This window comes from Halomonas sp. IOP_14 (assembly GCF_021021315.1).
Taxonomy (GTDB): domain Bacteria; phylum Pseudomonadota; class Gammaproteobacteria; order Pseudomonadales; family Halomonadaceae; genus Vreelandella; species Vreelandella titanicae.
In genome coordinates this window covers 1-20160 of sequence record NZ_JAINWD010000062.1, presented here as the reverse complement: position 1 = coordinate 20160, position 20160 = coordinate 1, and the positions used below count along the sequence as shown (strand labels likewise).

Below are 20160 nucleotides of genomic sequence, written 5' to 3'. Positions count from 1 at the left end.
ATGGCAGTGACTTTTTCAGAGCTTCCCTAGGTTTTTAAGGACTAGGTTTTAAGGACTAAGTCTTATAGAGGGATTAGATTATGGCGCTTCTTGATCAAGCACTGCTGGATGCCGTTGAACGCATTGCCCGCGAAGCTGATGTCGCCATCATGAGTGTTTACGCCCGCGAGTTCAGCGTAGAGGAGAAGGAAGATAAAAGCCCGTTGACCGAGGCTGATATGGCGGCGCACAACGTTATTGTGCGCGGTTTACAGGCGCTGCCGATGCAGATCCCGATCCTTTCAGAAGAGGACATTGAGGGTTTTGCAGGTGCTGATGCTGAAGGCTGCTACTGGCTAGTCGACCCGCTGGATGGCACCAAAGAGTTCATCAAGCGTAACGGCGAGTTCACCGTCAATATTGCGCTGATCGAAAACGGTAAGCCGGTGCTCGGCGTGGTGACTGCGCCAGCACTGGAGGTGGGCTATGTGGCCGCGCGGGGGCTGGGCGCGTTTAAGGTTGAAGCCGATGGTAGTCGTAAGGCCATTTCCGTGGCAGGCAAGCCTAAAGAGGGCGTAACGTGGCGCGTGGTGGGTAGTCGTTCGCACCCCAGCCCTGATTTGGCCGCTTGGTTGGAACAGTTGGGTGAGCACACCATGCTGCCCATGGGCAGTTCGTTAAAGCTGTGCATCATCGCCGAAGGTTTCGCCGATGCCTACCCACGCTTGGGGCCCACCTGTTTGTGGGACACCGGCGCCGCTCATGCGGTAGTGCTCGAAGCCGGTGGCCGGGTAGAAACCCTGGAAGGCACTGCACTTAGCTACGCCAACCCCAGCGAAAAGCTCAACCCTTATTTTGTGGTGTGGGGGCATTAAGCCCAGGCGCCACCGATATTGTTTTGCCAACCTCCACGATATTGGTTGTCCGGCCATGTGCATAACGTGCACATGGCCATGGAATCCCCATTTCCATGTGCACGCGAGATTGAGTAGCGCGTGGTAAGCGAAGCGCACCCGCGGAAGCAGCGCGAAGCGGTGCCGGGTTTGGCCTGTGTAGGCGATGATGGTTGGTTGCCACAGGGCGTCGTTCCGACGCCTCCCGCGGGGGCCTCATTCGCTCGTGCCTCGCGAGATTCGTTACCACGCGCTACGACAATCACTCGATTCCGGTGGCGTGATTATGTGCATATGGCCATGGAATCCCTACCTTCATGTGTACGCGAGATTTAGTAGCGCGTGGTAAGCGAAGCGCACCCGCGAAAGCAGCGCGAAGCGGTGCCGGGTTTGTCCTGTGTAGGCGCTGATGGTTGGTTGCCATTGGGCGTCGTTCCGCCGCCTCCCGCGGGTGCCTACGAATGCTCGCTGAACTCGCGTTCTCCGTTACCACGCGCTACGGGTGCACTCACTTGATTTCGGTGGTGTGATGACGTGCATATGGCCATGGAATCCCCACTTCCATGTGCACGCGTGATTTAGTAGCGCGTGGTAAGCGAAGCGCACCCGCGAAAGCAGCGCGAAGCGGTGCCGGGTTTGGCTTGTGTAGGCGATGATGGTTGGTTGCCACGGGGCGTCGTTCCGTCGCCTCCCGCGGGTGCCTCATTCGCTCGTGCCTCGCGAGATTCGTTACCACGCGCTACATATGTGTACTCATTTGAATGGGTGGTTTTCTTAGCGCGGCGTAGGCCCCCCGGCCTTTGATCAGGGCCTCGCCTGCGGACACCTCTTAATCTTCATTCCCCTCACATACTCGTTACCACGCGCTTCAAGACCTATACTCCTGACGATTCACGATTCACGATTCACGATTCACGATTCACGATTCACGATTCACGATTCACGATTCACGATTCACTTTTAAGGTTACTAAATAATGCGTAAATATTTCGGTACTGACGGTGTACGCGGTCGCGTGGGGGAGTTTCCCATGACGCCTGATTTTGCTATGAAGTTGGGTTGGGCCGCAGGGCAGGTGTTGGGTGCTGAAGGTGTTAGAGAAGTGTTAATTGGTAAAGATACCCGTGCCAGTGGGTATATGTTGGAATCCGCATTAGAGGCGGGCTTTTCCGCGGCGGGTGTTAATGTTGCTCTGGTGGGGCCGTTGCCGACCCCTGGCGTTGCCTATTTAACCTCTACCTTCCGTGCGGATGCGGGGGTAGTGATTAGCGCGTCGCATAATCCTTTTGATGATAATGGTATTAAGATTTTCGGGCAGGGTGGTCAGAAGCTTAATGATATCCAAGAGCAGGAAATAGAGCGCTGGTTACAAGTAGCCATTGACGGCGGCATGACCTGCGTTAGCTCCGAGAAACTAGGTAAGGCGCGCCGTATTGATGATGCCGCTGGCCGTTATACCGAATACTGCAAGGCTAACCTGCCAGGGCACTTGAGTTTGAATGGCCTGAAAATTGTGTTGGATAGTGCCAATGGCGCGGGTTACCGAGTGGGCCCAGCGGTTTTTCGCGAGTTAGGCGCCGAGCTAATTAGTATTCACGATAAGCCCAATGGCCTCAACATAAACGAAAACTGCGGCGCTACCTCTATGCAGAGCCTGTGTGATGCAGTGCTCGCCCATCAGGCGGATATGGGTATCGCTCTGGATGGCGATGCTGACCGCCTGATGATGGTGGATCATACGGGGGTCGTGGTAGACGGCGATGAGCTTTTATACTTGCTTGCGAAAGATGCGAAGCGCGCGGGCTACACCGGCGGTGTAGTGGGTACCCAAATGAGTAATTTGGGGCTTGAGCAGGCGCTTAATGGATTGAATATTCCTTTTAAGCGCGCCAAAGTAGGCGACCGCTATGTGCTGGAACAGTTAAACGCCATGGGCTGGCGGTTAGGTGGGGAAGGCTCTGGTCACTTGCTAAGCCTGGATCATGCATCCACTGGCGATGCTATTATTGCCTCACTGCGCGTGCTGGCTAGTTTGTTAGAGCAACGGGCAACGCTGTATGACGCCAAACAGGGTATGCACAAACTCCCGCAAACCTTAATTAATGTGCGTTATACCGCCCAAGCAGGGCATGATCCTCTTGATACCCCAGCGGTACTGCAAGCTGTCGCACTGGTCGAACGGCAGCTTGGCCAAACGGGCCGCGTGCTGCTGCGCAAATCTGGTACCGAACCATTGATTCGTGTGATGGTCGAGGCTGTAGATGCTAATCAGGCGCAAAGCAGTGCCCAGCAAATTGCTGATGCGTTTTCTTAGGCGAACACGGTAGGTTCTCCTGTTACACGAGGTAATGACTTTTGACATCATCTTCAACGCTTAGCTTGCCCCCTGAGCATAAGACAGAGAGGCATTTGTCAGATATCGCGGACATCGAGCAAAGCCCTTGGTTTGATGCTGACTGGTATATGATGCAATACCCCGATGTGGCTGTTTCCGGTATGTCGCCCGCGCAGCACTACTTGCTGCTGGGGGAGGCCTGGGGTCGAAAAGCTGGCCCGCGTTTTGATGCCGAGTATTACCGTAATCAACATCAGGATATCGCTAAGGCGGGCGTTAGCCCCTTGCTCCATTTCACGCGTAATGGAGAAAAAGAGGGGCGCATGCCGGTTGATCTACTTGCGCACCAGGTTGAGGATCTACTTTGGCAACAGGCTGATACCTCGACGCAATTATCAACACTGAATGGCCTACTTACCCATCAAGACCCCTGGGAAGCTAGCTACGCAGCATGGGCGCTGGGGCGTTGGTATGCTTGGCAAGGTGAGTGGCAGCGCTGCGCTGAGGTATTGTCACGCCGCCATCAGCTACACGATGTTAAGCCCGCTACGGCGGCTCCCTGTTTATTAGAGGTGGAAGCCCTGGTCAACGACGGTCAGCTCGTGGAAGCTTGGCAGCGTATCCAGCAGTTAATGGCCGCATTCCCCGATTACCCTGATACCTCCCTGGCGCTCGCTAATTTGTTGGCAGTGCAGGCCGCTGCTCAAGCAGGGGGGGCAGCCACGCCTCCAGCGTCTTCACAAGCACACGCGCTAACGGAGCAGTTTCGTTTACAGCACATTAACGCGCTGTTTAGCCGTGCCAATCACTATCCGCTCGTGCTTAAAGATGCTAACCAGCCTTTAACGCTCGATAACTTAACGCACGAAAACACAGCAGAGACTCGTTCTTCTGCGCGTGAGAGCGGTGAATTGGTCAGCGTCATTGTACCGTTATTTAATGCAGAGGCTCACTTGGCAACGGCGCTGCGCAGCCTGGCTACGCAGTCTTATGCCAATATAGAGGTTATCGTGGTAGACGATGCGTCTACAGATGACTCGTTAGCCGTGGCCCAGGCATTTAGCCAGCAGGATTCTCGCTTTCGAGTGCTAACTCAGCCCACCAATCAGGGGGCTTACGCAGCGCGTAACCGAGGTTTGGCGGCAGCGAAGGGAGCATTTATCACCGTTCACGATAGTGATGATTGGTCGCATCCTCAAAAGCTTGAAGTGCAGGTAGCAGGCTTGGAAAGCAAGCCAGAGTGGCAGGCATGCTTTAGTGATTGGGTTCGCTGTTCTACTGAAATGCTCTTTACTCGTTGGCGTGTTGAAGCGATGGATGGGTGGATTTATCGCAATACGTCATCGTTTATGTTTCGGCGGAAGGTTTTTGAAACATTAGGGTTTTGGGACGTTGTCAGAGTGGATGCTGATGCTGAGTACTTTCAGCGCTTTACGACTGCCTTTGGCGCTAAATCCTTTGGTGGCGTTAAGAGAGGCGTTCCGCTGGCCTTTGGCCGTAGCTTGCCCACCTCGCTTAGCCAGGCAGGCCCCACGCACTTAGTTACCCAGTTTAACGGGGTGCGCAGTGATTACCGCTATGCGGCGGCTCAATGGCATGAGAGTGCCAAACAGCCAAGTGATTTGTACCTGCCGGCCAACCCCGATGTTCGTCCCTTTCCAGCACCGGCTGCCAACTTGCCCGGTTGAGCTGGTATCCTATTGCCCATTTATTACGTGTTAGGAATTCATTGTGAGCCAGCAACAGCATTCGGTAGCGGCCAACGCTACACAAGACCTTGCTATCAAGCCTTCTATCAATACGTTAGCCCAGGGATCCATGTTTTGGCAGCCTGATTACCGTGAGGCATCTCCCTGGCTGGAACATCTACCGTTTCTGTTTTGGTTGGTAGAGGCGTTGCGGCCACAGCAGGCTGTGGGCTTGGGGGTCGAGAGCGTCGCGCACTTTGCGGTTTGCCAGTCGGCCTCCCGGCTTCGCCTGGGCACACGTTGCTTTATGGTGGGAGTGCATGAGGAAGATGCAGCAAGCAAGCAGGATGCCGAGGCTATTCGGGCCTATGCCGCTGACCACTTCTCTACAATCAGTCAGTGGCTAGAGGCGACTCCCATCCGGGCGATTGACCAGTTTGATGAGGGCTCAATCGACCTGTTACTGCTACATGTAGAAGCCGATGACAACAGCGTGGATTATCTGCTGGATCGCTGGTTATCCAAGCTTTCAACTCAGGGTGTCGTGGTAGTGCCAGGGGTTGCCCGCCGCGAGCCAGGTTGCCTTGTGTTCCGTGCTTTTGAAACCCTTAAAGCTCGCTACCCGCACTTTGTGTTTCACCATGCCGGTGGGCTGGGGATTATTGCGGTAGGTAATAATCTGTCCCCGCTGCTTAAAAACCTTTTAGGCGCGCTGGAGTCGGCGGCCTCTACGCAGGTGGTGCAGGATGTTTTCGCCCGCCTGGGGCGCAGTTGCCAGGATAAAGTGACTGTGCGCCACCAGCAGGCGCTTTCACAGGCCCTGGAAACCCGAGTTAACGAACAGGCGAGCAACCTGGCGGCTGCCGAACAGCGGGTAAATGAGCAGGCAGAGCATTTACAGCAGGTGGGTGAAGAGCGCGATAAGCTGAAAGCGTGCCTTGAACAGCAAGAATCTCGGTTTGCCCAGGAACGTGGCCGTTTGGCCGAGCGGGTGAGTTCGCTGGAAGAATTTAACGACGAGCTGAAAAAGGAGCTGATGCGCCAGCGTGAACAGGGCGAACGCCAAGCGAATGAGGCCCGTGAGCAAAGAGAGCGCTACGCTGCTGAGTCACGTGAGTATGCCCAGGCGTTGAAAGCCAGCGAACAGGCGCTCAACAAAGCTCAGCAAGAAGTGGATGAATATAAGCGGACGCTGGAAACTCGCTTTAGCGAACTGGCAAAACTTACCAGCCTACTTGAAGCCAACGAGAAGAGCTTGCGTAGCGCCCATGAAGAAAACACTGGGTTAACTAACAAGCTGCAAAAAGCTGAATCGTCGCTTCAGGCGCGCTTTAATGAAATGGGCCAATTGACCCGTAAGCTACAAGAAGCGGAGCAGCGTATTGGCGATGCTGAAAAGAGCCGTTCAGATGTTGAACAACAGCTGGCGCAGCAAAAGAAAGGATACGCCACGCTTTCTGCTCAATTGAAAGCGACCACTGAGCGCGAAAAAGAAGCGCTTAGCACTGTTGACGAGCTAACCGAACAGCTCAAGAAAAACGAAGCGCAACGCGGGCAGTTGAAACGCGAGCTTGATGATACAAAATCTGCTAACCAGAAACTTGAAGTGGACGCTAAAGCCAACCGCGAAACGCAGGCCCAGCAGCGTCGCGAAATAGAGCGTCAATCTCATGAGTTAGCCAATCTAGTGGATCAGCTAGAAGCTCTGCGAGCAGCAGCACCTAGTACTGATACGTCTACTCAAGCGGAGTTAACCGCCCCCAAAAGTGTTGCTAAAGCCCCACCGCTGACAAAGCGAGCGATCAAGCGGCAGGTCGCGTTAATCGAAGCGAGTCAGTGGTTCGACGCTAAGTGGTATTTAGCGCAATACCCTGATATTGCTCGTGATAGCAAAATGTCGGCGAATCCTGCCCGCCACTATCTGTTGATGGGCGGTTTCGAAGGGCGTAACCCTAGCCCGGGGTTTGACTCGGCGTACTACCTTCAGCACAACCCCGACGTGGTAGAAAGCGGAATCAACCCGCTTGTGCACTACCTTAAATTTGGTGAGAAAGAGCAGCGTAGTACTAACGCAAAGTACTAAAGCAAAGTACTAAAGCTAAGTACTAAAGCTAAGTACTAAAACGTAGCACTAAAGCGTGGTACTAAAGCCTAGTACAAAGGAACTGTAATGAGCGATGCTAATCGTAAGTTGTTATTGGATGCAGAATTATTTAATGCGTCGTGGTATGTAAACCGTTATCTAGATGCTCAGCATAGTCAGCTTTCTCCGCTGGAGCATTTTTTAAATTATGGCTGGGCACTGGGCCGCTGCCCGGGACCTGGTTTTGATCCTGAAGAGTATTCCCGACGCTATCCCGATGTTGCCACATCGGGGCTGAGCCCGTTGCTGCATTACCTTCGTCATGGCCGCAGTGAAGGGCGGCGGGCAGTAGTGGGGGAAGGGGATTCCCCTGCTGTTCCACAGCTGGCGGTCGTTTTGCATGCTTACCATCTTGAATTGGTGGCACTGCTAGGTGACAGGCTTGCCTTGCTGAAGGAGCCCTTCGATCTGTTTATTACCACGTCCCATGCGCCGAATACGCGGGAAATTGTGGCGCTGAAGAAACGCTACCCTGGTGCAAAAGTGGTGTACTGCCCTAATCGGGGGCGGGATATTGCGCCGTTTTTTTCGCTAATACCTCATCTGCAACAGTATACGCTGTGCTTGAAGCTGCACACCAAGCAGGGTGTAACGCCGGTGGCTAAACAGTGGCGGGATACGCTTTTGAGCAGCGTATTGCCGAGTGGCGGCGGCGTGCAGGCGTTGCTGCATAAGCTACGCAGCGACCCCCGCTTGCAGTTAGCAGGCCCTCAGCGGCTGTTTATGAGCCAACTGTCAATGCGGTTTGGCAATGGCCCTTGGTTGGAAAAGCTTGCACCACGGGTCAATGTATCGCTGGAAAGCGACTGGGGCTTTTTTGCTGGCAGTATGTTTTGGTGCCGCCCCCAAGCGCTATCTGCTTTGGCCGCCGAAGTGGCGCCATTAATGTTTGAGCCAGAAACCGGCGAGCAGGATGGTGAGTTGTCCCATGCGTTGGAACGTTTGGTGGGCGGTGTCGTGCGCCCCCAGTCAGAGCGGGTGTTGCTGTTACCCCATGGGTCTAATGGCGAGCTTTCGCCTTATCAGATGGAGACCGGGCTGGAAAGCACCATGCCGTCAGAGCTGCTGATCGATAGCAGTGACCTTCAAGAATTGCAGGTGCTTGGTACTAGTGGTGTGAAAGCGGCCAGAAAACAGGGGTTGAATGGCGATCTTAACCTCAACGGCGATCTCGCGATTTGTGGCTGGCTGGCGGACAGTGGTTCCAGCGCGCCACGTTCGGCGTTGATCCGTATTGATGGTCACCATGATATTGAAGTGATCGCTAACCAGTTTCGCAATGACCTGCGTGATAACGGCATTCATGAAGGGCGCCATGCCTTTGAGACATATCCGCCGGTTGAGTTGGTAGACGGCCAAAACCATCACCTTGAGTTAATCGACACCCTGAGTGGCCATGTGGTGGCCAGTGGCGATGCTGTCTGGGAGTTTCAGCGTTCCTTTAGCGATTTTGCGGGTTATCTTGCCCATGGTTTGGTTGATCCTTATCTGTCGCGCCCGTTTCGCGAGGCTGATAAGCGATGCTTGGCCGCCATGGAGAACGTGGCTGATGGGCTGACTCGTAATGCGCAAGCACTCGCAAAGGCGCCGCTAGTTACTGTCATTATGCCTTGCTTTAACCGTTTGGATACCATTGAGGCAGCGGTCGAGTCGGTGAGTAGCCAGGTGTATGCCAACTGGGAATTGCTGTTGGTAGATGATGGCAGTACCGATGGCACCCGTGAGTGGTGTGAGCGGCAGGCCGCCAAAAACGAACGTATTCAACTGATTGCTCTGAAAAAAAATCGAGGTGTCTCCCATGCGCGCAACCAAGGGTTGGAGGTAGCGCAGGGGGCTTATATCGCTTACCTGGACTCTGATAACGTTTGGGATCCACGCTATTTGGCTGCCATGGTGGGGGCTTTTAGCCGCGAACCCACAGCTCAGGCGTTTTATTCAGGCTTATATCGCTACACCGGCAATGCCACAGAGCCTTCAGGCGTGCTGTTTGGTCCTTTGAATCGCGCATTGTTGTTCAATAGGAACTATGTAGACCTCAATGCGTTTTGTCACACTCGCGAGGCCTATCAACAGTGTGGGGGCTTTGACGAGACGCTGCCGAGGTTTGTGGACTGGGATTTGATCCGCCGCTATAGCCAGCGGGTACGGCTTTGTTCAGTGCCAGTCGTATTAACCCACTATTATTATGGCCGTGCCGCTAACACGTTGACGGCTAACACGGAGTACGTTGGCTATTTAGATCAGGTACGTGAGGCAACTGGGCATCAGTGGTCTGCCGCTAAATCAACTGCCTCTACTGCACTGCAGCGAGGGGTGTCGGTGGTTATCCCCAGCTATGAGTCGTTGGAGGATCTGCGTGATTGCCTCACTAGCCTGGAAGCGCTGGCGCTGGGCGATAAGCTGGAGGTGATCGTTGTCGATAATGACTCTTCGTCTCCGGTGAAGAAGTTCCTTGAAGAGGCTCAGGCTGCAGGGCGCCTGAAAGCAATTTTTAATTCCTGCAACTATGGCTTTACTCACGCAGTTAACCTGGGATTGGCAGCGGCTAAAACAGACCACGATTTGATGCTGCTTAATAATGATGCGCAGGTTGAGCCAGGTGCGTTGGAAGCTATGCAACTGGCAGCGACTCAATTGCCTGAGTGTGGTCTGGTCGTTCCCCAGCAAATTTTGCCTGGTGGCACGCCCACTTTAACCACCCACGTGCCTTATGCCGACGCCGATCAACCCTGTGATGTCAATCTTTCGGCTCATCACAGTAATATTGTGACTCCGCCGTTATTGCATGACGGAAGAGTGCTGGAGATCAGCTTTGCACCGTTCTTCTGTGTCTATATTCCCCGGGAAACATATCGTAGCGCTGGGCCTCTGGATGCGCAGTTTGGCCGCCATTACCGCTCTGACCGTATTTACTGCGATGTGGTAAGACACCTGTTAGGGCTGCGGATTTACCATGTCAGCGATGCTTGTGTCGTGCATAAACTGCAGAAGTCTACTCGGGTGCTGTCTGGTCGTTCCAATAGTCAATTCGATCTAATGTTCAGGAAAAATCAGTGGGATGAACCAACGCGACATACCCTTGGTTTTCGTAAAGCGGTGTGGGATCTCTGACTGGAAGAGCGTCGCTTATGACACTTCTGCACTTTCCCGTAACGGGGTTGTCTGAGTGTCCACTTGGCCCATCGTTATGGGCCTGATCAAGCGTTCTTACAGTCAGCTATGGACGGTTTCACTGAGAATGATTGAAAGCATAGTCCTTCAAAGCAGAGCTCTTCAAAACAGAGCTCTTCAAAACAGAGCCCTTAAAACCCCGTGGGAGATGCCTGCCATACGTTTCGCTCGCTTTGTTAAACGGTTTGTTGGGCGGGACACTTTAGACCGCTATACCTCAGGGCTCCGCTGGCACCTTGATTTCCCTGATGCGCAACGCCCCCCGTGGTTGCTCCCAGGGGGGTGGGTCGTGCAGGGGTGGGTAGTGCTGCCTGAAGCGTTAGCCGAGTGGGTAGGCAAGGCTGAAATAATTGCTCGCTGGAGCAAAACCTTTGAGCTTTGCCACCCTCTGTCGGTGCGCCGTCCTGATGTCATTGAAGCGCTTTTTGGAACCGCTGATGAGTCACACCCTCAAGTGCAGTGTGGCTTTCGTTTTACGGTTCCTCACCGTTTGGAGCAGTTCTCACTGTTTCTGCGCTTAGGAGATATGCAGTTTCCCCTTTCCCAGGTAGATATACCGTCTGATGTTCATTTAGATGATGCACTCCCTCCTTCCCTTAAAGTGCTTGAGGGTAAGCAGGGGTGGTTGTTTTTGGATAATGATACCAATGGGAGTGTTGATCAGTACCGGGGGCGGCTTCGCCTAACGGAAGGAGGGGTCGAGCAGTGGCAACAGTACTTTCAAGCCGTTGAGCAACTGGCTGACAGTGCCGAGGCCGCTCATGCGGTGTTGGTGGCACCGTCTAAAGAGAGTGTCATGGGGCCTAGCTATCATCCGTTTACTGAAGGTAGCAGTGGCCCCATACAACAGTTAATGGCGTTGCCGGAAGCACACAGCATTGTGTACCCCCAGGCGCTTTTGACCCAGTTGGGTGATGAGGCCTTTATTCGCACGGATAGCCACTGGTCCCAGCAAGGCGCGATGGTGGCTGCAAAAGCGCTGGCAACGGCGCTTGACCTTGATCCCAATGCGGTTAACGCGCTTTTTGCCGAAGATGAGTACGTGCAACGTACAATTGTCGGCGACTTGGGCAATAAATTTACGCCGGAACGCCATTGCAACATAGAGGTGCTGCGCTCGTTTAGCTATATGAAGTGCCGCTATTATGATAATGGCTTGCCCAACTTTGGGCGTTTGTCGGTGTTAGTGAATGACCAGGCACTGATGCCTAGTGTATGTTTACTCTTTGGCTCGTCTTCCAGCTATTCAATGCTTAACTACTTATGCCGCCTGTTTCAACAAGTGGTGTTTGTACACAGCGCGGGAAGCCTCGACCCTGAGCTGGTGAAAGCGGTTAATCCGGCTTATTTGGTGATGCAAACCAATGCACGGTTTATGGTGCAAGTACCTGAGGTGGATCAGTCACTTTTGAAGTTAATCGATGAAAAACGCGCCAGGCTATCTGAAGATGAGTGGGCTTCAGTGGCTAAGCGAAAGATCTCCGTCGCACGCGATGATGCCTTGATTCATAAACTTAATTTAACACCCTGGCTAGTCTAGGCTCTGTCTGAAAACTGGCTGCGCTCGACCATACGGCGTTAAAAATCGGCTCAAAGTACTCATTTACACCATGTAAACTCCGTCTTTTCGCCGATTTTTGCCTTGTCTGGCCTTCGCTCGCCGACTTTTCAAACAGAGCCTAGCAGGGTTTTATAACAGGCTGGTGTGACGCAGCCTAAGGGCTGGTAACATGCTCGCTCCATATCCGCCGGATAAGACGCTTTTGAATGAATGCTAACCACACGTCACGCGATAAGCCTTGGTACCCTCACCACCGCAGCCCTCAGCAATTTGTTCCTTTACAGCAATTAAAGGCGGCTTCACGCCCTGGTGAATGGCAATCCCTGGGCGCGGAGCCGCTTTTTGCGTTAGAAGGGCAGTTACCTTTGCCCGGCTGGAACATGGTCGAAATTGCCTGTGAGCGAGACGTGACCAGTGTGGTGTCTAGCCTCACGTTTGAGTCTGCACGGCGCTCGTTAACGGTAGAGCTACCTCTGCGTGTGGGTAAGATCACGAAGCGGCTTGTATACGTGCCATGGGGTGTGAAACGTGTGACGTTTGCGCCCATGAACGCCACGGGCACGTTTTCCCTGGAACATTTTCGCTTCGTATGGCTAACGCCAATGTTTGCCTATAACCGTTTGCTGCAGCGGTTATCCAACATGCATGAACACTACCGTGATCTTTCTTTGAAAGAAATTGAGCTCAGTTTGAAGCAGCAGGCGCGTAAACAGAGCCGCAAATGGCAAACCATTGCCCTAGAGGACTACGAAAGTACATTTATTAGTTTTTCCACTCGTCGCCACTACCAGCAGTGGATTCGTCAGGTAGAACGAAGGCGTGCGCCTAGCGACCATGAGGTGGCCATGCGCCATCATGTTCACTCTTTTGATTGTAGTATTTTGCTGGTGTGTCCTATTGGCGAGGCGACGCCTGATGCATTACAGGCTTTACAAAACAGCTTAAAAGGCAGCCTGGCCAGTGTGGCGGAGCAGTCCTTGTCGCCACGGCAGGCCGTACTTTTGTTACCGTCACCGGCATTTCATGGCTGGCAGGCATGGTTAGAAGAATGGCAGCGTGAGATGCCCGTTCTTCGCGTTGTAGAAAGTCATGCCACCAGTGTTGCGGCCTTGCGGATAGAGGCCCTTTCCTATTGCAAACATTCCTGGATATGGTTTTTACGCCCAGGCGATCGTTTAGCGGCGAATGCACTGTTTCATATGGCCAGTATTGCTGCAGATAATCCTCAAGCGCAGATGCTGATAGCCGATGAGGATAGCCTTGACGAGGAGGGAGTTCGGCACTCGCCGCAGTTTAAGCCTGAGTGGAATGCTGATTTGCTGCTTTCGATGCCGTATATGGGTCGGGCCGTGTGTTACCAGCACCGCTTTTTTCCACGCCTTTCAGCCGATATGTGTGGTGACAATGCCAATAACCCTGATTGGCTGGATTACGTACAAACGTTGGACGTAACACGGCGCGATCATTTTTCGTCGCAACAGCTTGCCCACGTACCCCATATTGCCTATCACGGTGCACCGGGGGCTGCCACAACGCCTTCCAGTTATGTTGGGGCTGTTGAGCAGCATTTAGAGGCCTGTGGGCAGGTTGCACAAGTAGCGCCAGGGTTATTACCCGGCACGCAGCGCATTCGTTGGCCGATGCCTACGCCAGAACCCTTGGTGAGCTTGCTGGTGCCTACCCGCGATGGCGTCGATATATTGCGCCCTTGTGTTGATGCTATTTTAGACCGTACCGACTATAGCCACTTTGAACTGCTTATTCTGGATAACCAAAGCAGCTGCAAAGAGACCCTGGCGTATTTGGACGAAGTGGCAGCCCGTGACACCCGAGTAAAGGTGTTGTCCTGGAACGCTCCGTTTAATTATTCATCCATCAATAACTATGGTGCCGACCATGCTCGGGGAAGTGTTATTGGTTTAATCAATAACGATGTAGAGCCGATTGATGGGCAGTGGCTGACGGAGATGGTAGAGCAGGTTTCACGCCCTGATATTGGTTGTGTAGGCGCAAAGCTCTACTACCCCAATGACACCATCCAGCATGGTGGTGTGATTCTTGGGTTAGGTGGCTTAGCGGGACATGCCCATCGCTTCTTTCAGCGTGACGAAGATGGTTATATGGGGCGCTTGAAAGTGGCTCAGAACCTTTCTGCCGTGACGGCAGCCTGTCTGCTACTGCGTAAAGAGGTCTTCGATGCTGTTAATGGTTTGAACGAGGAAGATCTGGCTGTCGCTTACAACGATGTGGATTTATGCATTAAGGTTCGTGAGGCGGGTTACCGTAATCTGTGGACGCCGTTTGCTGAGCTTTACCATCATGAATCCATTTCCCGCGGTGCCGATGACACCCCTGAAAAGCGTGCGCGTTGGCTAAGCGAATATGCCTATATGCGTAAAACCTGGGGCGAATTACTGGACAGTGACCCGGCCTACAATCCTAATCTGACCTTGGTTCATGAGGATTTCTCGTTGCGATAAACGCTTGAATATCCATATAAATCTTAAAGTACCCGTGTAGTGGTACTTATCAGACACTTTGATACATCAATTAACAATTTTCGCCGGATATTCAAGTAATTGGTTATGTTTAAAGTAATTAAAAAACCAGGCGTACTAGGTTTTATAGACCGGGTTAGTGAGGATGCGATTAGTGGCTGGAGCTTATCGCCATACGTGACTGTGGTGGTGAATGGCCGAACACGTTGCCGGCTGTCTTGTAACCGCCCACGAGCGGATGTAAAAAAGGCAGGGCTTTCGTTGAGTGGCAACGTGGGTTTTCATGGGGAGCTGGCGCTGAAGCACGGCGATGTCGTTCGCGTGGTGACCCCGAAAGGTATGCCACTGCGGCATAGCCCTTGGCTCTTTAAACATCCAAAGCAAAGTGATTGGTTACCTATTGCCATCTCCAATCAGCACGCGGAGTATAAAGCCGTGGCTTCGCTTCCCGATCAATTGCCGGTAGATAGGTTTAAACCCCTGTTTGGGCAGTCTGCTGAACGACGAATGGCTGGCGCTGTACTTAACGTTGCTAATCAGGCGCCTGTCATGGCACGTTTTGATGTAGAGCCCAAGGCGCATGCAAACGTGATGCAGCTTTATGACAAAGTGATCACGCCTAATCGTATAGCCGCGCCGCCTTTATTGGCTGCGTTTTCTCAACAAAGGCATATGCTACAGCTGTTTGCTTTTCAGCCAGGCATAACTCTGGAAGAAGTGGGAAGCGGGTGGGAAGCGTGGGTGCCCATGGTAATGGCGCAACTTGTCACTCTTCAACAAGCTGGCGAAGCAGGACGCAGCGCTTTAAAACGCCGCTACAGTCGTTTTAAAAGTTTGCTGCATAGACTGCTTCCATCGGTCATCGCGCAGGCATTGCGGGAAGGCGTCAGTGGGATTGAACTGACATTTTTTATCTTTTTAATCCGTGTTACTGCGCGCTTGCCACGCGTGTTGTCGCATGGTGACCTACACCGTAATAACGTACTCATTGATACTCAGCAGCAGCAGGTAGCGCTTATTGACTGGGATCGATGGGCGTATTTGCCGCTAGGCTTCGATGCGGCGCTTCTGTTGCGTGGGCTACCCTGGACTGACGTAGAAGCCTTGACTGAAAAAAGCGTTGATCAGCAGTTGGGCGCCTTGGTGTTCACCTATCTGTTTCAGTGTTTGGACGTCGCCCATTTCATGCGGTCTGAAGAGGCTGCCCAGCTGCGGGCTCGTATTTACAAGTTATATAAACAGTTCAAAATGTACCCTGGTGTTAGTCAATAACGCTGAGTTGGAAGCTCCGGGGGGCGTTCCGCGGGTGCACTCACTCGATTCCGGTGGAGTGATTACGTGCCACGGCCATGTACATAATGTGCACATGTCCTTGGAATCCCCACCTTCATGTGCATGCGAGATTTAGTAGCGCGTGGTAAGCGAAGCGCACCCGCGGATGCACCGCGAAGCGGTGCCGGGGTTTGCTTGTGCAGGCAGGGTTGGTTCCGTGCCACTGGGCGTCGTTCCGCCGCTACCCGCGGGTGCTGAATAGGGCTAGTGGAAAGGAGAAGAATTATCTTAATCAAGGATGTACCGTGAGTCGCCACACTACCTGGGTTGTTCTAAGCGATGGGGCGCGGCCGACCGAGGACATTTATTTCTTGGCATCTGCTGCCTCCGGTCTGCGCTGCCGGGGCATGGTGGTCGAGCGTTTTACCGCTTCTCGATCTTTCGGGGCTAGCTGGGTACATGGTCGTTCTCTGCTGCGGCGTTTCGCGGGGGCTAATCTGCTGCTTTGTCGCTCGCTACCGTTAGGTTGGCTGCGCTGGCTAGAACGTCACCGCGATGCTTTTGGCTATATTGCCTATTTAATCGATGATGATATTTTTGCGGCGTCCAATGACCCAACCTTACCGGCTGCCTACCGTAAGCGAATGGGTGGGATTGCTAAACATCAACCTCGCTTAGTGTCACTGGCTGATGAAGTGGTGGCCTCTAGCGAGCAATTGGCGCGCTGTTTTTTTAGCGAGCACGATAATGTTCAAGTGCTCACGCCACCTCTGATTACTCCTCTGCCTTCACTTCAGCATTTCTCGCAACCGCCATCTTCCAGCGCTAACTGGAAAATCGGCTTTTACGGCACGCGGGCGCATTTAGCTGACCTTATGCACATCGCCCCGGCCATAGAAGGCATGCAGTCCCAGCGTATGGATACCCAGGTGGAAATTATGCTGGGGCCACACACTCCAGAAAGTTTAATCACGCTGCCACGCTTAAACGCGCCTTGCCCCTTAGCCTGGGAGACGTTTAAGGTTTATCAACGAGAGCACCGCTGCCATATAGGCCTAGCCCCGTTGTTAAATACCCCGTTTAACCATGGAAAATCTTTCATCAAATTTTTTGATATTACCGCCATGGGCGGGGTAGGAATATACTCAAATCGTTACCCGTACACTGAGATTGTCCAGCACGGGAAAAATGGTTTGCTAGTCAATGATGCGCCCGTTGAATGGCGAAGTGCGTTAGAACACTTGTTAGAAAACCCTATAGCGACTGCCAACATGGCTAAGCAAGCCGCTGTTGATGCAAAACGTATCGGTAACGTAGAAGCAGCTGTGCAGTTTTGGCTAAAACGTAGTGGTGCCGTGCCGCAATAAGATAAACAGGGAGAGGGAACCATGGAATCTACTGTTAAAGCTTTTTATGAAGAGCGACCCAGCGCTAACGTCGTTGGGGAGCGCGTGTCGTTTGGTACCTCTGGCCATCGTGGCCGCTCCATTGAGCGTACGTTTAATGCTTCGCATATTTATGCCATCACCCAGGCGGTGGTCGACTACCGGCGTGAGGCGGGCTATCAGGGGCCGCTGTTTTTAGGTTTCGATACCCACGCGCTTTCTCGCCCTGCCTGGGAGTGCGCGCTGCAAGTGTTGGCTGCCAACAAGGTGCCGGTATTTGTCGAGAAAGATCACGGCTACACCGCGACGCCGCTGATTAGCCAGGCGATCCTGCACCATAATAATCCCCATGACCTGGCGGCGCCCGATGTGGCGCTTGCGGATGGCTTAATCATCACGCCTTCGCACAACCCGCCGGAAGATGGCGGTATTAAGTATAATCCGCACCATGGTGGCCCCGCGGATACTGATGCCACCGGCTGGATTGAACTGCGTGCAAATGCCTACCTGCTGCGCCAGTTGGAAGATATACCCACCGTGCCGGTGGATGAGGCGATTGCCCACGCCCAGGAGTACGATTTCACTGCGCATTACGTTGCCAAGCTTGGCAGTGTAGTGGATATGACCACTATTCAGGGCGCAAACTTAGCGTTAGGTGCTGACCCCATGGGCGGCACCGCGCTGCCGGTATGGCAGGCGATAGCGGCGCACTACGACCTGAATCTTGATGTCGTGAATACTATAGTTGATCCTGAGTTTGCGTTTATGCCGCCGGATCACGACGGCAAAATTCGTATGGATTGCTCTAGCCCGGCAGCAATGGCTAACCTACTCAAGATTAAAGACCGCTTTGATATCGCTTTTGGAAACGACCCCGATGCCGATCGCCACGGTATAGTTGATGCCAGTGGCCTGATGAACCCGAACCACTTTTTGGCCGTGTGCATCGATTACCTGATCACCCACCGCCCAGAGTGGGCGGCTAGCCTGAAGATCGGCAAGACGTTGGTGTCCTCTTCCATGATCGACCGAGTGGTGGCTTCCCACCAGCGCGAGCTTTACGAAGTGCCGGTAGGCTTCAAGTGGTTCGTGGATGGCCTGCACGAGGGCTGGCTTGCCTTCGGCGGGGAAGAGAGTGCAGGCGCCAGCTTGCTAACCCGCGACGGTAAGGCGTGGTCCACCGATAAAGACGGCATCGTGCTGTGTTTGTTGGCAGCGGAAATTATGGCGGTCACCGGCAAAACGCCCAGCGAGTATTACCGCACGCTTACCGAGCGCTTTGGTGAGCCTTTTTACAAGCGCGTCGATACCGCCTGTTCACCCGAAGAGAAAGCGGCGTTTAAAAAGCTGAGTGCTGAGAGCGTGACTGAGAAAACTCTGGCAGGCGACGCTATCACCGCTGTATTGGTAGACGCGCCGGGCAATGGCGCTGCTATTGGCGGCATCAAAGTCACCACCGAAAACGGCTGGTTTGCCGCTCGGCCAAGCGGCACTGAATCGCTTTACAAGGTGTATGCCGAAAGCTTCAAAGGCGCACAGCACTTGGATGAATTGATTGGGAACGCCCAGGCATTGCTGGCTGGTGTGTTGAAATAGATTCTTTGAGGCCGTTTCATCCTTCGGCGGGCACCTTTAGTGGTGCCCGTTATGCTTTTAGCATGTGCTTCAAGTTTTTGTTTTATATTAATTTTAGGAATTATTTGGATGAAAATTGCCGTTGCAGGAACCGGCTATGTGGGGCTTTCCAATGCGATGTTGTTAGCGCAGCACCACGAAGTGGTCGCGGTGGATATCGTCCCCGAGAAAGTAGCGCTGTTGAACAATCGCCTTTCTCCGATTGAGGATGCTGAAATAGCGGCTTTTTTAAATCGTACTGACCTGACTTTTACTGCGACGCTGGATGCCGAGCAGGCTTACGCTGGCGCGCAGTTCGTGATTATTGCCACTCCCACTGATTACGATCCTCAAACCAACTATTTCAATACTAAAAGCGTTGAAGCTGTTATTGAGCAGGTCATGCAGATTAACCCTGAGGCGGTGATGGTCATAAAATCCACCGTGCCAGTGGGGTACACCAAAGGTGCCGCTGAACGCTTTAACACGCAAAACCTTATTTTCTCGCCTGAATTCTTACGGGAAGGAAAGGCGCTTTACGATAATCTTTACCCTTCACGCATTATTGTCGGGGAGCGTTCCGAGCGGGGTGAGACCTTTGCTGAACTCCTCAAGCAGGGGGCGATTGCCGAAGAAATAGAGGTATTGTTGACGAACAGCACCGAGGCCGAGGCAATCAAGCTGTTTGCGAATACGTATCTGGCAATGCGGGTCGCTTACTTTAATGAATTAGATACCTATGCGGAAACCCATGGTCTTGATGCCAAGCAGATCATTCAAGGCGTTGGCCTAGACCCGCGTATTGGTAAGCACTACAACAACCCCAGCTTTGGGTATGGCGGCTATTGCCTGCCGAAGGATACCAAGCAACTGCTCGCCAACTATACCGATGTGCCGAGTAATATGGTTCAGGCAATTGTAGATGCCAACCGCACGCGTAAAGACTTTATTGCCGAGTCCGTTCTGCGCCGTAATCCAACCGTGGTCGGGGTTTATCGTCTGATCATGAAAACGGGCTCGGACAACTTCCGCGCCAGTGCCATGCAGGGCGTTATGAAGCGCATCAAAGCGAAAGGTGTGGAAGTGGTCGTTTACGAGCCGGTGCTGGAGGAAGATAAATTCTTTGGCTCAACCGTTATGCGCGATTTAGCCGCGTTTAAAGACAAGTGTGATGTCATCCTGGCTAACCGCATGGTCACTGAGCTTAGCGATGTGGAATCCAAGGTATACACCCGCGATTTGTTTGGCAGTGATTGAGAAGGTGGCTTTACGCTCGCTCAGCTCGCGTTCTTCGTTACCACGCGCTACGGTTTGGCTTCGGTGGCGTGATGACGTGCCATGGCCATGTGCACACATCCTTGGAATCCCCACCCTCATGTGCATGCGAGATTTAGTAGCGCGTGGTAAGCGAAGCGCACCCGCGGAAGCAGCGCGAAGCGGTGCCGGGGTTGGCCTGTGTAGGCGATGATGGTTCGGTGCCATTGGGCGTCGTTCCGCCGCCACCCGCGGGTGCCTCGAAACGCTCGCTGAGCTCGCTTTCTCGTTACCACGCGCTACGACAATCACTCTATTCCGGTGGCATCCCCGCTTTCATGTGCACGCGAGATTTAGTAGCGCGTGG

The 20160-nt window shown here is 53.3% G+C and carries 12 protein-coding genes; all 12 read left to right on the top strand.

Features of this window, described 5'->3' with window-relative positions; genetic code table 11:
• Nucleotides 1-80 precede the first annotated feature (80 nt).
• Entirely contained in the window at nucleotides 81-854 is a 774-nt protein-coding gene (gene cysQ / locus K7H09_RS23340; protein ID WP_176316374.1) for a 3'(2'),5'-bisphosphate nucleotidase CysQ, read from the top strand.
• A gap of 994 nt (nucleotides 855-1848) precedes the next feature.
• Nucleotides 1849-3186 (top strand): phosphoglucosamine mutase, encoded by a 1338-nt coding sequence (gene glmM, locus K7H09_RS23335; protein ID WP_217920648.1) that lies wholly within the window; start codon nucleotides 1849-1851, stop codon nucleotides 3184-3186.
• 95 nt (nucleotides 3187-3281) lie between these two features.
• Nucleotides 3282-4895: a glycosyltransferase family 2 protein gene (locus K7H09_RS23330; protein ID WP_230806205.1), complete on the top strand. Its 1614-nt coding sequence runs from the start codon at nucleotides 3282-3284 to the stop codon at nucleotides 4893-4895.
• Between the two features lie 43 nt (nucleotides 4896-4938).
• Nucleotides 4939-6978, top strand: coding sequence for a hypothetical protein (locus K7H09_RS23325; RefSeq protein WP_176316376.1), 2040 nt, complete (start codon nucleotides 4939-4941; stop codon nucleotides 6976-6978).
• An 87-nt stretch (nucleotides 6979-7065) separates the two neighbouring features.
• Nucleotides 7066-10149 carry a glycosyltransferase gene (locus K7H09_RS23320; RefSeq protein WP_230806202.1) on the top strand — a complete coding sequence of 1028 codons (3084 nt, stop codon included), beginning with the start codon at nucleotides 7066-7068 and terminating at the stop codon, nucleotides 10147-10149.
• Nucleotides 10150-10357: 208 nt separating this feature from the next.
• Nucleotides 10358-11749 carry an alginate O-acetyltransferase AlgX-related protein gene (locus K7H09_RS23315; protein WP_230806200.1) on the top strand — a complete coding sequence of 464 codons (1392 nt, stop codon included), beginning with the start codon at nucleotides 10358-10360 and terminating at the stop codon, nucleotides 11747-11749.
• 227 nt (nucleotides 11750-11976) lie between these two features.
• Nucleotides 11977-14250: a glycosyltransferase family 2 protein gene (locus K7H09_RS23310; protein ID WP_009288300.1), complete on the top strand. Its 2274-nt coding sequence runs from the start codon at nucleotides 11977-11979 to the stop codon at nucleotides 14248-14250.
• A gap of 279 nt (nucleotides 14251-14529) precedes the next feature.
• Nucleotides 14530-15540: a phosphotransferase gene (locus K7H09_RS23305; protein WP_230806197.1), complete on the top strand. Its 1011-nt coding sequence runs from the start codon at nucleotides 14530-14532 to the stop codon at nucleotides 15538-15540.
• A gap of 305 nt (nucleotides 15541-15845) precedes the next feature.
• Complete coding sequence (locus K7H09_RS23300) at nucleotides 15846-16907, top strand: glycosyltransferase family 1 protein (protein WP_230806195.1); 1062 nt, start codon at nucleotides 15846-15848, stop codon at nucleotides 16905-16907.
• Between the two features lie 21 nt (nucleotides 16908-16928).
• Complete coding sequence (gene pgm / locus K7H09_RS23295; protein WP_230806193.1) at nucleotides 16929-18521, top strand: phosphoglucomutase (alpha-D-glucose-1,6-bisphosphate-dependent); 1593 nt, start codon at nucleotides 16929-16931, stop codon at nucleotides 18519-18521.
• Nucleotides 18522-18629: 108 nt separating this feature from the next.
• A complete protein-coding gene (locus K7H09_RS23290; protein WP_230806192.1) occupies nucleotides 18630-19796 on the top strand; it encodes a nucleotide sugar dehydrogenase in 1167 nt (388 codons plus the stop codon).
• A 143-nt stretch (nucleotides 19797-19939) separates the two neighbouring features.
• Nucleotides 19940-20160: hypothetical protein (locus K7H09_RS23285; protein WP_230806190.1), on the top strand; the 221-nt coding region annotated here is incomplete at its 3' end.

Bases quoted from the DNA above. Each gene is read 5' to 3' on its own strand.
- cysQ (WP_176316374.1), top strand. From the start codon at position 81: ATGGCGCTTCTTGATCAAGCACTGCTGGATGCCGTTGAACGCATTGCC.
- glmM (WP_217920648.1), top strand. From the start codon at position 1,849: ATGCGTAAATATTTCGGTACTGACGGTGTACGCGGTCGCGTGGGGGAG.
- K7H09_RS23320 (WP_230806202.1), top strand. From the start codon at position 7,066: ATGAGCGATGCTAATCGTAAGTTGTTATTGGATGCAGAATTATTTAAT.
- K7H09_RS23315 (WP_230806200.1), top strand. From the start codon at position 10,358: ATGCCTGCCATACGTTTCGCTCGCTTTGTTAAACGGTTTGTTGGGCGG.
- K7H09_RS23310 (WP_009288300.1), top strand. From the start codon at position 11,977: ATGAATGCTAACCACACGTCACGCGATAAGCCTTGGTACCCTCACCAC.
- pgm (WP_230806193.1), top strand. From the start codon at position 16,929: ATGGAATCTACTGTTAAAGCTTTTTATGAAGAGCGACCCAGCGCTAAC.
- K7H09_RS23290 (WP_230806192.1), top strand. From the start codon at position 18,630: ATGAAAATTGCCGTTGCAGGAACCGGCTATGTGGGGCTTTCCAATGCG.